Raw genomic sequence first — 15,573 nt, forward strand, 5'->3', positions numbered from 1 at the left:
GAGCTGAGAGAGAGCTGACACCGATGTCCGACGCCCGGAAACTGGACGACAAGAAGCTGCTCGACTACCTCAGGCGCGCCACCGCCGACCTCGGCGAGGCCAAGCGGCGGTTGCGGGACGCGGAGGAGGCCCGGCACGAGCCGATCGCCGTCGTCGCCATGGGATGCCGCTACCCGGGCGGAGCCGACACGCCCGAGCGGCTCTGGGAACTCGTGGCCGGCGGCGGCGACGCCATCACCCGGTGGCCGGTCAACCGCGGCTGGGACACCGACGCCCTGTACGACCCCGACCCCGACCGGCCCGGCACCTCCTACACCCGGCACGGCGGGTTCCTCCACGACGCCGCCGAGTTCGACGCCGAGTTCTTCGGCATCTCGCCGCGCGAGGCCCTGGCCATGGACCCGCAGCAGCGGCTGATCCTGGAGACCGCCTGGGAGACCGTGGAACGGGCCGGGGTCGACCCGACCTCGCTGCGCGGGACGCCGACCGGCGTCTTCCTCGGCGCGATGGGCAACGACTACGGCGCGACCTCCCGTCAGCTGCCGGAAGTCCAGGGCCTGTTGGACACCGGAACGGCGAGCAGCGTCGTCTCCGGGCGTGTCGCCTACACCCTGGGCCTCGAAGGGCCCGCGGTGAGCGTGGACACCGCCTGCTCCTCCTCCCTGGTCGCCCTCCACCTGGCGATCCGGGCCCTGCGGGCGGGCGACTGCTCGCTCGCCCTGGCGGGCGGCGTGGCGGTGATGGCCACGCCCGACGCCTTCGTCGCCTTCAGCCGGCAGCGGGCGCTGTCCGCGGACGGCCGCTGCAAGGCGTTCGGCGCGGGCGCGGACGGCACCGGCTGGTCCGAGGGCGCGGGAGTGCTGCTGCTGGAGCGGCTCTCCGACGCGCGCCGCAACGGGCACCCCGTGCTGGCCGTGGTCCGCGGCTCCGCCGTCAACCAGGACGGCGCGAGCAACGGCCTCACCGCGCCCAGCGGCCCCGCCCAGCGGCAGGTGATCCGGGCCGCGCTCGCGGACGCCGGACTGAGCGCCGCCGACGTCGACGCGGTGGAGGCGCACGGCACCGGCACCCGGCTGGGCGACCCGATCGAGGCGCGGGCGCTCCTGGCGACGTACGGTCAGGAGCGGTCGGCGGAACGGCCGTTGTGGCTCGGGTCGCTGAAGTCCAACATCGGGCACACCTCCGCCGCCGCCGGTGTGGGCGGTGTGATCAAGACCGTACTGGCCATGGCCCACGGCGAACTGCCCCCGACCCTGCACGCCGACGAGCCGACGCCCATGGTCGACTGGACGGCCGGCGCGGTCCGCGTGCTCACGCGGGCGGAGCCGTGGCCGGAGACCGGACGTCCGAGGCGGGCGGGCGTCTCCGCGTTCGGCGTCAGCGGTACCAACGCCCACCTGATCCTGGAACAGGCGCCGGAACCGGCCGCGCCCGAGACGGCCGATGTCGCCCCGGGCGACCCCGCGCCCGTACCCTCGAACCTCCCGTGGGTGCTCTCCGCCCGCAGCGAAGAAGCCCTGCGCGACCAGGCGCGACGCCTGCTGAACCACCTGGACGGCACCGCGCCGCTCCCGCCCGACGGGATCGGCCGCGCCCTCGCCGTGACCCGCGCGGCCCTCAAGCACCGGGCCGTCGTCGTGGGCGCGGACCTCGACGCCCTCACCGCCGGGGTGCGCTCCCTGGCCGACGGCTCACCCGCGCCGCACCTGGTCCAAGCAGGCGTCGAGGCGACGGGCCGCACAGTCTTCGTCTTCCCCGGTCAGGGCTCGCAGTGGGTGGGGATGGCGGCTGAACTCCTCGACGAAGATCCGGTGTTCGCGGATCGGGTCGCGGAGTGTGGGCGGGCTCTGTCGCCGTTCGTGGACTGGTCTTTGGAGGATGTTCTACGGGCACGGGCTGACGCTCCGTCACTGGAGCGGGTTGACGTGGTGCAGCCGGTGTTGTTCGCGGTGATGGTGTCGCTGGCAGCGGTGTGGCGTTCGTACGGCATCGAGCCGGGCGCGGTTGTCGGTCATTCTCAGGGTGAGATCGCTGCCGCGTGCGTGGCGGGTGCGTTGTCGTTGGATGATGCGGCGCGCGTGGTGGCGTTGCGGAGCAAGGCGCTGCGTGCCTTGTCGGGGCGTGGCGGCATGGTGTCCGTAGCGTTGCCCGCTGGTGAGGTGGGGGAGTGGCTGGCCGACTGGGACGGCCGGCTGTCCGTAGCCGCCGTCAATGGCCCTGGTTCCACGGTGGTGTCGGGTGACGCGGGCGCGCTGGACGAGTTGTTGGAGCGGGCCGAGGCGCGGGAGGTGCGGGCCCGGCGCGTACCGGTGGACTACGCCTCGCACTCCGCACATGTCGAGAACATTCACGAACAACTCCTTTCTGATCTCGCTGAGCTGACGCCACGACAGTCCGGCGTGCCGTTCTACTCCACCGTCACCGGGGACCTGCTGGACACCAGCGCCCTCGACGCCGAGTACTGGTACCGCAATCTGCGGCAGACCGTCGAGTTCGAGAAGGTGACGCGCGCCCTGCTCGACGCCGGATTCCGGTTCTTCGTGGAGCCCAGCGCGCACCCCGTCCTCACCTTCGGCGTGCAGGAGACCGCCGACGCCGCGGGCGTCGCCGACTCCGGGCAGGGGCCCGCCGTCGCGCTCGGCACGCTGCGGCGGGACGACGGCGGCCCGGACCGGATGCTGCTCGCGCTGGGGGAGGCGTGGGCCAACGGGCTGTCGCCCGACTGGCGGCGCGTATTCGCGGGCACCGGTTCCGGCGCCGGCAGCGGGCACGTGGCCCTGCCGACGTACGCCTTCCAGCGCAAGCCGTACTGGCTCCAGGACCCCGACGGAGGCCCCGGCGGCGTGCGGAGCAGCGGCACGGGCGCAGCCGGCGGAACGGACCAGGACGGGTTCTGGGAAGCGATCGGCGGCGGCGACCTCGACCGGCTGACCTCGACCATCGGCGTCGCCCCGACCGATCCGCTGAGCGTCGTACTGCCCGCTCTGACCGACTGGCGGACGCGGCGTCAGGAACGGTCCGTGGTGGACTCCTGGCGGTACCGGCTGGACTGGCGGGCCCTGCCCGAGGGCGTGCCCGCCGCGCCGTCCGGTACCTGGCTGGTCCTGTCGTCGGCTACGGAGGCGGAGAGCGCGGAGGCGGAGGGCGCGGACGCCGAAAGCGTGGGAGGCGCGGAGGGCACGCGCTCGGCCGACTGTGTCCGTGCCGTGGAGGAGGCCGGGGCCGCCGCCGTGCGCCTCCTCCTCACCGAGGCGGACGCCGACCGGGCGACCCTCGCCGCGCGGCTGGCCGAAACCGTGGACGCGCTGGAGGTCCCGGTCGCCGGAGTGCTGTCCCTGCTGGGCCTGGACGAGAGCCCCCACCCCGCCTACACCACCGTCCCCATGGGCACCGCCCTGAACCTGGCCCTGGTGCAGGCGCTCGGCGACGTGGGCGTCGACGCGCCCCTGTGGTGGGCCACCCGCGGCGCCGTCGCGACCGGCCCCGACGACGGGCCGGTCAGCGCCGCCGCGAACCTGCTCTGGGGCCTCGGCCGGGTGGCCGCCCTGGAGTACCCGCGCCGCTGGGGCGGCCTCGTCGACCTCCCGGAGACCCTGGACGCCGCCACCGCCGCCATGCTGTGCCGCACATTGGCCGGCGGCCTCGGCGACGAGGACCAGGTGGCGGTGCGCGCGTCCGGCTGCCACGGCCGCCGCCTCGTACGGGCCCCGCTCGGCGACGCCCCCGCGCCCCGCGACTGGCGGCCCCGCGGCACCACCCTGATCACCGGCGGCACGGGCGGCATCGGCGCCCAGATCGCCCGCTGGCTGGCCCGGCGCGGCGCGGAGCACATCGTGCTGGTCAGCCGGGGCGGCCCCGACGCGCCCGGCGCCGCCGCACTGTCCGAGGAGCTGACCGGCCTCGGCGCCCGTACCACTCTCGCCTCCTGCGACGTCGCCGACCTGGACGCGCTGCGCTCCCTGAAGGAGGGACTGGAGCGGGACGGCTGCGAGATCCGCACCGTCCTGCACGCCGCGGGCGGCGGGTCGCTGGTGCCGCTGCCCGACACCGACCTGGACGAGTTCGCCGAGACGCTGTACGCCAAGGTCGGCGGGGCCCGCAACCTCGACCTGCTCTTCGACGGCGGCGGCAGTGGCGGCAGTGGCAGCAACGACGGCAGCGACAGCGGCAGCGACGACTGCGACGGTGGCGGCGGTCCGCTCGACGCGTTCGTGCTGTTCTCCTCGATCTCAGGGGTGTGGGGCAGCGCCATCCACGGCGCGTACGCCGCCGCCAACGCCTACCTCGACGGGCTGGCCGAGCGCCGCCGGGCCCGCGACCTGGCCGCGACCTCCGTGGTGTGGGGCATCTGGAGCCCCGAGGACGGCGGCGGCATGGCCGCCAACCTCGTCGAGGAGGAGCTGCGCGGCCACGGCATCCTCTTCATGCCGCCCCCGGTGGCCATCACCGGGCTCCAGCAGGTACTGGACCACGACGAGACCGTGGTGCTCGTCGCCGACGTGGACTGGGACCGCTTCTCCCCCGTCTTCACCTCGGCCAGGCCCAGCCCGCTCATCAGCGAACTCCCTGACGTACGAGCCGTGCTGACGGGCGATCAACAGGAGTCTGCGCCCGATGAGGGCGGGGCCACCGCCGCGCTGCGGAGCAGACTGCGCGCGCAGTCGCCGGCCGAGCGGAACCGTACGCTGGCCGACCTGGTCCGTACGCACGCGGCCGGCGTCCTCGGCCACGACTCGCCGGACGCCGTCACGCCGGGCCGCGCCTTCCGCGAACTGGGCTTCGACTCGCTGACGGCCGTCGACATGCGCAACAGGCTCAACGCCGCCACGGGCCTCAAGCTGCCCGTCACCGTCGTCTTCGACTACTCCTCGGCCACCGCCCTGGCCCGCCACCTGGGGACGCTGCTCCTGGGAGAGGAGAGTGCGGGGAGCGCTGCGGAGGGGACACAGGCAGGCGCGTCGGCCCTGTCCGTACCGGCCGCCCCGGTGGACGACGACCCGATCGCCATCGTCGCCATGAGCTGCCGCTACCCCGGCGGCGTACGGACCCCCGAGGACCTGTGGCGCCTGGTGGCGGAGGGGCGGGACGCCGTCACCGAACTGCCCGCCGACCGCGGCTGGGACCTGGACGACCTGTACGACGCCGACCCCGACCGGCCCGGCAAGAGCTACGCGGCGGCGGGCGGCTTCGTCCATGACGCCGGGCGGTTCGACCCGGCGTTCTTCGGGATCTCCCCGCGCGAGGCCCTGGCCATGGACCCCCAGCAGCGGCTGCTCCTGGAGACCTCCTGGGAGGCCGTCGAGCGCGCGGGCATCGACCCCGCCACCCTGCACGGCACCCGCACGGGCATCTTCGCGGGCGCCTCGTACCAGGGCTACGGCGGCAGCATGCGCGACGTGCCCGACGAGCTGGAGGGCCTGTTCATCGCGGGCATCTCCACCAGCGTCCTGTCCGGCCGGGTCGCCTACCAGCTGGGGCTCCAGGGGCCCGCGATCACCGTGGACACCGCCTGCTCCTCGTCGCTGGTCGCCGTGCACCTCGCGGCCCGCGCGCTGCGCGCGGGCGAGTGCACGCTGGCCCTGGCGGGCGGCGCGACCGTCATCGGCACGCCCCTGTCGTTCACCGGGTTCAGCCGCCAGCGCGGCCTCGCCGAGGACGGCCGCTGCAAGTCCTTCGCCGCCTCGGCGGACGGCTTCGGCATGGCCGAGGGCGTCGGCCTGCTGGTCCTGGAACGGCTCTCGGACGCCCGCCGAAACGGTCATCCGGTACTCGCCGTGGTGCGCGGCTCCGCCGTCAACCAGGACGGGGCCAGCAACGGCCTGACCGCGCCGAGCGGACTGGCGCAGCAGCGCGTCATCCGCGGGGCGCTGACGGACGCCGGACTGTCCGCCGCCGACGTGGACGCCGTCGAGGCGCACGGCACCGGCACCCGGCTCGGCGACCCCATCGAGGCGGACGCGCTGCTGGCGACGTACGGTCAGGACCGGCCCGCAGAACGGCCGTTGCTCCTCGGCTCGCTGAAGTCCAACATCGGCCACAGCCAGGCCGCGGCCGGGGTCGCGGGCATCATGAAGATGGTCCTCGCGATGGAGCACGGAGTGCTGCCCCGCACCCTGCACATCGACGAGCCGACCCCCAACGTCGACTGGGGTGCGGGGTCCGTCTCGCTGCTGACCGAGGCCGCGCCATGGCCGGAGGCCGGCCGGCCCCGCCGGGCCGGGGTCTCCTCCTTCGGCCTCAGCGGCACCAACGCGCACATCATCGTGGAGCAGCCGGAGCCGGAGCCGGAGCCGGAGCAGCAGTCGCAGCCGGAGCAGCAGTCGCAGCCGGAGCCGGAGCCCGTGGTTTCGGTAGGGGCCGCCGCCCCGGACACCGTCCTCCCCTGGGTCCTGTCCGGCCGTACCCCCGAGGCGCTGGCCTCCCAAGCCGCGCGCCTGCACGCCCACCTGACGGACCATCCCGCGATCTCCGCACACGACGCCGGCTACTCCCTCGCCACCACCAGGACCGCCTTCGAGCACCGCGCGGCCGTCGTCGGGAGCGACCGCGAGGCGCTGCTGGGCGGGCTCGCCGCCCTGGCGGCCGGGGAACGCGACCCCGGCGTGGTCAGCGGCGCGGCGGCCCGGTCCGACCGGACGGTGTTCGTCTTCCCCGGCCAGGGCTCGCAGTGGCCCGGCATGGCACGCGAACTCCTGGACCGCTCCCCGGTGTTCGCCGAGCGGATCGCCGCCTGCGAACAGGCCCTCGCCCCGCACCTCGACTGGTCGCTGATGGACGTCCTCCAGGACGAGCCGGGTGCGCCGCCGCTGGACCGGGTGGATGTCGTGCAGCCGGTGCTGTTCGCGGTCATGGTGTCGCTGGCCGACCTGTGGAGCGCGTACGGAGCCGTCCCCGATGCCGTCATCGGCCACTCGCAGGGTGAGATCGCCGCCGCCTGCGTCGCGGGCGCCCTGTCCCTGGCCGACGCGGCGAAGATCGTCGCGCTGCGCAGCAAGGCGCTCCGCGCGCTGACCGGCCGCGGCGGCATGCTCTTCGTTCCGCTCCCCGCCGAACGCGTCCGCGAGCGGCTGACCGCCTGGGACGGCGTGCTCGGCGTCGCCGCCGTCAACGGGCCGACGTCCGCGACGGTCTCCGGCGACCCGGCGGCCCTCGCCGAACTCCAGGACGCGCTCTCCGCCGACGGCGTGCTGTGCTGGCCGATCCCCGGCGTGGACTTCGCCGGCCACTCCGTACAGGTCGAGGAGATCCGCGAGGAGCTGCTCACCATCCTCGCCGAGGTCCGCCCGCGCCCCTCGCGGGTGCCGTTCTACTCCACGGTCACCGGCGGGCTGCTCGACACCACGGCCATGGACGCCGAGTACTGGTACCGCAACCTGCGGCAGCCCGTGGAGTTCGCGCGGACCGTGGACGCGCTGCTCGCCGACGGGCACGGCGTCTTCGTCGAGTGCAGCGCCCACCCCGCCCTCGCCGTCTGGCTCCAGGAGGCCGTCGAGGCCGCTGGAGCGGGCGGCGGCGTCGTGGTGACGCTACGTCAGGAAGAGGGCGGGCTGAGTAAGTTCCTCGCCTCCCTCGCCCATCTGCATGTCCTCGGCGCGACAGTGGACTGGGAGGCCGTCTTCGCGGGCACCGGTGCTCGCGTCCGGCCCCTGCCCACCTACGCGTTCCAGCAGCAGCAGTACTGGTTCACGGCCACCGCCGCCGCGTCCGCTCCCGGGGACGCGGGCTCCGCCCCCGCGCTCGACAGCGGATTCTGGGACGCCGTCGAACGCGAGGACCTCGACGCCCTCGCCGACACGCTCCGCGTCGACGACGCGGAACTGCGCTCCTCCCTGGCCGGGGTCGTCCCCGCGCTCTCCGGCTGGCTCCGCGAGCGCCGCGGCCACTCCACGATCGACGGCTGGCGCTACCGCGTCGCCTGGAAGCCCCTGCCGACGCGGGGCGCGCCCGCCCTCCACGGCACCTGGCTGGTCGCCGTGCCCGCCGGAGCCGCCGACAGCCCCACCGCGACGGCCTGCGTGCGGGCCCTCGGCGTGCACGGGGCGCGGCCGGTCCTGATCGAGGCGGACCGCGACGCCGCCGACCGGGCCCGCTTCGCCGAACTGCTCCCGGACGGCCTGGCCTCCGAAAGTCCAGCCGGCGTCCTCTCCCTGCTGGCGCTGGACGAATCGCCCTACGCCGAGGGCTCCGCGATGCCGACCGGGCTCGTCCTCACCGTGGCCCTGCTCCAGGCGCTCGGCGACGCGGGGCTCGACGCGCCCGTCTGGTGCGCGACGCGGGGTGCGGTGTCCATCGGCAGGTCCGACCGGCTGCGCAGCGCCGCGCAGGCCCTCGTCTGGGGGCTCGGCGGGGTCGCCGGGGTCGAGTACCCGCAGCGCTGGGCCGGGCTGATCGACCTCCCCGAGCACCTGGACGACCGGGCCCTGCCCCGGCTGGCCGAAGCCCTGTCCGGCATCGGGAACGACATCGGGAACGACATCGGGAACGGCGCCGGGAACGGCATCAAGAGTGACACAGGGAACGGAATCGAGAACGGCTCTGGTAACGGCGCCGGGCCGAACACCAAGAGCGACGGCGAGGACCAGCTCGCGATCCGCGCCTCCGGAGTGTTCGGCCGACGGATCGCCACCGCCGCACTCGGCGACACAACCCCCCTCCGCACATGGACACCTGACGGCACAACACTGATCACCGGCGGCACCCGCGGCCTCGGCGCCCAGGTCGCGCGCCACCTCGCTCGCGGCGGCGCCGCGCACCTTCTGCTCACCAGCCGCCGCGGCGCCGACACCCCCGGCGCCGCAGCCCTCGTCGCCGAACTGGAGCAGCTCGGCGCCGACGTGACGGTGGCCGCCTGCGACGTCGCCGACCGGGACTCCCTGGCGGAACTCCTGGCCGCCGTCCCGAACGGGCAGCCCCTGCGCGCCGTCGTGCACGCGGCGGGCGTCCTGGACGACGGAGTGATCGACACGATCACCCCCGAGCGGGCCGCCGGCGTCCTGCGCCCCAAGCTGGACGCCGCCCGCCACCTCGACGAGCTCACCCGCGACCTGGACCTGTCCGCGTTCGTGCTGTTCTCCTCGCTCGCCGGGACGCTCGGCGGCACCGGCCAGGGCAGCTACGCGGCGGCCAACTCCTATCTCGACGCCCTCGCCCAGCAGCGTCGCGACCGGGGCCTGCCCGGTACCTCCGTGGCCTGGGGCCTGTGGGCCGGGGACAGCCTCGCCGCCGGGGCCGTCGGCGAGCGGCTCGTACGCAACGGGCTGCCCGCCATGGACCCCGAACTGGCCACCGCCGCCCTCCAGCAGGCCCTGGACCACGACGACACCCGCGTCCTCATCGCCGACTTCGCCTGGGACCGCTTCGTACGGGCCTTCACCGCGCTGCGGCCGAGCGCCGCGATCAGCGAACTCCCGCCCGTACAAAGGGCGCTGGACGACGCGCGGCCGTCCGGCGCCGGCGAACGGGGGACGGACTCGCAGGCGCGGCGGCTGGCCGAGCTGCCCGCCGCCGACCGCGACCGCGCCCTCCTCGACCTCGTACGGACCGAGGTCGCCGACGTGCTCGGCCACCCCGGCCCCGAGGCCGTCGATCCGGACCGGGCCTTCAAGGACATCGGCTTCGACTCGCTGACCGCCGTCGATCTGCGCAACCGCCTCGCCGAGGCCACCGGGCTGCGCCTCTCCGTCACCCTGGCCTTCGACTACCCGACCGCGACCGTACTGGCCGGACACCTGCGGACCGAACTGCTCGCCGCGTTCGGCGACCCCGAGGCCGCCGAGGCCGAGGACCACGCGGCCCCGCGCGAGGAGGCGGCCGACGACGACCCGGTCGCCGTCGTCGCGATGAGCTGCCGCTTCCCCGGGGGCGTCACCACCCCCGAGGAACTGTGGACGCTCCTCGCCTCCGGCGGGGACGCCATCACCGGATTCCCCACCGGCCGGGGCTGGGACCTCGAAGGGCTCTACGACCCCGACCCGGACCGGGTCGGCAGCACCTACGCGCGAGAAGGCGGCTTCCTGCACGACGCCGACCACTTCGACCCGGCGTTCTTCGGGATCTCCCCGCGCGAGGCCCTGACCATCGACCCGCAGCAGCGGCTGCTGCTGGAACTCTCCTGGGAGGCCGTCGAGCGCGCGGGCATCGACCCGCTGGCCCTCAAGGGCAGCGCGAGCGGCGTCTTCGTCGGATGCAGCCACCACGACTACGGCTCGCGGGTCGCCGAACCCTCCGAGGAGTCCGAGGGCTACCTCGGCATCGGCAGCGCCGGAAGCGTGGCCTCCGGCCGCATCTCCTACAGCCTCGGACTGGAGGGCCCCGCCGTCACCGTCGACACGGCGTGCTCCTCGTCGCTGGTCGCGGTGCACCTCGCCGCGCAGGCGCTGCGCGCCGGCGAATGCGGGCTGGCCCTCGCCGGGGGCGTGACCGTGATGTCCACGCCCGGCGCGTTCGTCGAGTTCAGCAGGCAGCGGGTACTCGCCGCCGACGGGCGCTGCAAGCCCTTCGCGGCCGCCGCCGACGGCACCTCCTGGTCCGAGGGCGCCGGACTGCTGGTCCTGGAGCGGCTCTCGGACGCCCGCCGCAACGGCCACCCCGTGCTCGCGCTGGTGCGCGGCTCCGCCGTCAACCAGGACGGCGCCAGCAACGGACTCACCGCGCCCAACGGCCCCTCCCAGCAGCGGGTGATCCGCCAGGCCCTGGCCTCCTCGGGGCTGACCGCCGCCGACGTGGACGCCGTCGAGGCGCACGGCACCGGCACCAAGCTCGGCGACCCCATCGAGGCACAGGCGCTCCTGGCGACATACGGTCAGAACCATTCCGCGGAACGGCCGTTGCTGCTCGGCTCGCTGAAGTCCAACATCGGTCACAGCCAGGCCGCGGCCGGGGTCGCGGGCATCATCAAGATGGTGCTCGCCATGCGGCACGGCGAGCTGCCGCACACCCTCCACGTCGACGAGCCGACGCCCTACGTGGACTGGTCGGCCGGGTCCGTACACCTGCTGACCGAGCGCACCGCGTGGCCGGAGACCGGCCGCCCGCGCCGGGCGGGCGTCTCCTCCTTCGGCGTCAGCGGCACCAACGCGCACACCATCCTGGAACACGTCCCGGCCCCGGAGCCGGCCGCCGCGCCCGATTCCCCCGCCGACGGGCCCGAGAGCGGGGACCCGCAGCGCGCCGTCCTGCCCTGGCTGCTGTCCGGCCGCAGCGCCGACGCCCTCCGGGCCCAGGCCGGACGCCTCCTCCAGCACACCCGCACACACCCCGCCGACGCCGCCGACCTCGGCTACTCCCTCGCCGCGCACCGCAGCGCCTTCGAGCACCGCGCGGTCCTCACCGGCGACAGCCACCCCGCGCTGCTCGCCGCCCTGGCCGCGCTCGCCGCCGGGGAACCCTCGCCCGACCTGGTACGCGGCGTCACCGGCGGCGCGGGCAAGACCGCCTTCCTCTTCCCCGGCCAGGGCAGCCAGCGCACCGGCATGGGCGCCGGACTGTACGCGCGCCACCCGGTCTTCGCGGACGCCTTCGACGCGGTCTGCGCGGAACTCGACCCGCTGCTCGACCGCCCGCTCCGCGACGTGATCAACGCCGCCCCGGCCGGCTCCGCCCCGCCCGGTTCTGCTGACGCAGGACCCGCCGAGGCCGGCTCCGACGCCGGGCTGCTGCACCGTACCGCCTACACCCAGCCCGCCCTCTTCGCGCTCGGCGTCGCCCTCTACCGGCTGGTCGAGCACTGGGGCATCACCCCCGACCACCTCCTCGGCCACTCCGTCGGCGAACTGGCCGCCGCCCACATCGCCGGGGTGCTCACGCTGCCCGCCGCCGCCGCGCTCGTAGCCGCCCGAGGCCGGCTGATGGACGCGCTGCCGCCCGGCGGCGCGATGGTCTCCCTCACCCTCCCCGAGGCGGAACTGCTGCCGCTGCTGGCCGGCCGGGAGGACGACGTCAGCATCGCGGCCGTCAACGGCCCCTCCTCCACGGTGATTTCAGGAACCGAACACATCGTCATGGACATCGCCGCGCAGGCGGAAGCGCTCGGCTGCAAGACGAAGCGACTGCGCGTCAGCCACGCCTTCCACTCCCCGCGCATGGAGCCGATGCTCGCCGAGTTCCGCGACATCGCCGCGCGGATCGAGTACGGGCGACCGGCCGTCCCCATCGTCTCCGACCTCACCGGAACCACGGCCACCGACGAACAGCTCGGCTCCCCGCAGTACTGGGCCGACCACGTACGCGGCACCGTCCGGTTCCTCGACGGCATGCGCCACCTGGAGCGCCAGGGCGTCACCGGCTATCTGGAGCTCGGCGCCGACGGCGCCCTGAGCGGCATGGGCCAGGACTGCCTCACCGACGCGTCCGACGGCGCGGTGCTGGTGCCGCTGCTCCGCAAGGACCGCCCCGAACCCGCCGCGCTCACCACCGCCCTCGCCCGGCTGCACGTCCACGGCGCCGCCGTCGACTGGCCCGCCGTCTTCGCGGGCAGCGGAGCCCGCCCCACCGCGCTGCCCACCTACGCCTTCCAGCGCCTGCCCTACTGGCTCGCCGCCACGGCCGCGACCGCCGACCTGCCCGCCGCCGGTCTGAGCCGCGCCGAACACCCGCTGCTCGGCGCGGCCTGCCGGCTCGCCGACACCGGCGCCTCCCTGTTCACCACCAGGCTCTCGGTCCGCAGCCACCCCTGGCTCGCCGACCACGGCGTGTACGAGGGCGTCCTCTTCCCCGCCACCGCCTTCCTCGAACTCGCCGTCCACGCCGCCGACCAGTCCGGCTGCGCCGCCGTGGAGGAACTCACCCTCGAAGCGCCGCTGCTGCTCCCCGAGTCCGGCGCCATCGCGCTGCAACTCGCCGTCGGCCCGCCCGACGGCTCCGGAACCCGCCCGATCACCGTCCACGCCCGGCCCGACGACGCCCTGCCCGACGACCCGTGGACCCGCCACGCCAGTGGCCTGCTGACCGAAGCGGACGGGCCGGGACCGGACGGGGCGGGACAGGACGAGTCGGGACCGGACGAGTCGGTGCGGAACCGCGCCGAGGACTTCGCGCTCTGGCCCCCGGCCGACGCCGTGCCGCTGGACGTGGACGGGCTCTACGCCCGGTTCGCCGAGGGCGGGTTCGCCTACGGGCCGGCGTTCCAGGGGCTGCGCGCCGCCTGGCGGCGCGGCGAAGAAGTCTTCGCCGAGGCGAGCCTGCCCGCCGCGCAGCAGCCGGACGCGGGACGGTTCGGACTGCACCCCGCGCTCCTCGACGCGGCCCTCCACTCCCTCGTCTTCGACGTGCTCGAAGGCCCCGCCAAGGGCTGGCTGCCGTTCTCCTGGAACGGGGTGCGCCTGCACGCCTCGGGCGCGCACACCCTCCGGCTCCGGCTGACCCCGGCGGGCCGCGACACCGTGGCCGTGGCCGCGGCCGACACCGCCGGACGCCCCGTCCTCTCCGCCGGCTCCCTGGTCCTGCGGCCCGTCTCCGCCGACCAGGTCAAGGCCGCCCGCAGCGGCCACCACGAGGAGCTGTTCCGCCCCGAGTGGCACCCCCTGCCGCCACGGACCGACGCGGCCGAGGACACCGCCGACTGGACCGCCCTCGGCGCCGAGGCCCCCTGGTGGCAGAGTGCTCCGGTCCGTACTGCCATGGACCTCGCCGCACTCGCGGCCCGGATCGACGAAGGCACAACCGTCCCCCGGCTCGTACTGGCGACCTGCCCGCCGTCGGCGGCCGACGACGCGCACGCCGTACGGACCGCCGTGGCCGACGTCCTCGCACTGCTCCAGGAGTGGCTCGCCGACGAACGGTTCGCCACCGCCAAGCTCGCCGTGGTGACCTCCGGCGCGGTAGCCGTCAACGCCGGGGACGACGTCCGCGACCTGGCGCAGGCCGCCGTGTGGGGGCTGGTCCGCACGGCCCAGACCGAGCACCCCGACCGCTTCGTGCTCGTGGACGTCGACGGCCACGACGACTCGTCGGCCGCCCTTCCCGCAGCCCTGGCCTCGGGCGAACCGCAGCTCGCCGTGCGGGCCGGGGCCGCGCACGCCGCCCGGCTGGCGCGCGTACCGCTGTCCGCGCCCGAACGCCGCCCCGGCTGGGACCCGCAGGGCACCGTACTGATCACCGGCGGCACCGGCGCCATCGGCGCCCACCTCGCCCGCCACCTCGTCACCGAACACGGCGTACGGCACCTGCTGCTCACCAGCCGCACCGGCCCGACCGCCGACGGCGCCGCCGACCTCCTGACCGAACTGGCCGCGCTCGGCGCCGAGGCCGAGGTCGCCGCGTGCGACGCCGCCGACCGCGACGCCCTCGCCGCGCTGCTCGCCGGAATCGACCCCGGCCACCCCCTGACGGGAGTGGTGCACGCGGCCGGCGCCCTCGCCGACTCGGTCGTCGCCACCATGACGCCCGAACAGCTCGACACGGCGCTGCGCCCCAAGGTGGACGCCGCGCTCAACCTCCACGAACTGACCGCCGGACACGACCTGTCGGAGTTCGTCCTGTTCTCCTCGATCGCCGGCGTCTTCGGCGGCATGGGCCAGGGCAACTACGCGGCCGCCAACTCCTTCCTCGACGCCCTCGCCCATCGGCGGCGGGCCCAGGGGCTGTCCGGCGCCTCCCTGGCCTGGGGCCTGTGGGCCAACAGCGGCGGCATGACCGGCGGGCTCAGCGAGGCCGACCTCCAGCGGATCGCCCGCGGCGGCATCGTCGCGTTCACGCCCGCCGAAGGACTGGCCCTGTTCGACGCGGCGGGCGCGGTCGCCGAACCGGTGCTGCTGCCGCTGAGCCTCGACACCAGGGCGGTACGCGCCCAGGCCGCCACCCAGGGCATCCCCGCCCTGCTCAGCGGCCTGGTACGAGCCCCGGCCCGGCGCGGCACGGCGGGCGGCGAGGCCGAGAGCGGCGGGCCCGACACGGCGGCGGCGCTCCGCAAGCGGCTCGGCGGGCTCAACGAGGCGCAGCGCAAGCGCGTCCTGCTCGAACTGGTCCGGTCGCACGCCTCGATGGTCCTCGGCTTCACCGGCGCCGCCGCCGTCGAGCCCGGCCGCGGCCTCCTGGAGCTGGGCTTCGACTCGCTGACCGCCGTCGAACTGCGCAACCGGCTCCGCGCCGCCACCGGCCTCCGCCTCCCGGCGACGCTGCTGTTCGACTACCCGACGTCGACCGCCATCGCCGGACACCTCGCCACCGAGTTCGTACCCGATGCCGCCTCTGCCGCCGGACCCGGCCCGGTTCCGGGGCTCCCCGAGCTGGACCAGCTGGAGCGCGTACTCGACGGCGGCGACCTGGACGGGGCCGCCCGCGCCGCGCTCACGGAACGGCTGCGGAAACTGCTCGGCGGACTCGACCCGGACGGCGGCACGTACGGCGGCACGTACGGGAACGGCGGCGGCAGCAACGGACGGAACGGTGACGGCGAGAACGACGGCAACGGCAACGGCAACGGCAACGGCGACGGCGCCGGGAAGGGCACGACGATCGAGGACCGGATGGACGGCGCGACGGACGACGAGCTCTTCGACCTCATCGACAACGAACTCGGCTCGTCATGAAGCGGACCAGGACTAGGACCAGGCTCAGGACCAGGACCGGGCTCAG

1 protein-coding gene is annotated in these 15,573 nt (G+C 75.1%); it reads left to right on the forward strand.

Annotation, left to right across the window (positions count from 1 at the left end):
- Window positions 1-23: 23 nt before the first annotated feature.
- On the forward strand, window positions 24-15,527 hold the full coding sequence (locus tag AB0I49_RS19245) for a type I polyketide synthase (RefSeq protein WP_363228182.1): 15,504 nt from the start codon (window positions 24-26) through the stop codon (window positions 15,525-15,527).
- Window positions 15,528-15,573: the final 46 nt, after the last annotated feature.

This window comes from Streptomyces sp. NPDC050617 (assembly GCF_040654795.1).
GTDB lineage: Bacteria > Actinomycetota > Actinomycetes > Streptomycetales > Streptomycetaceae > Streptomyces.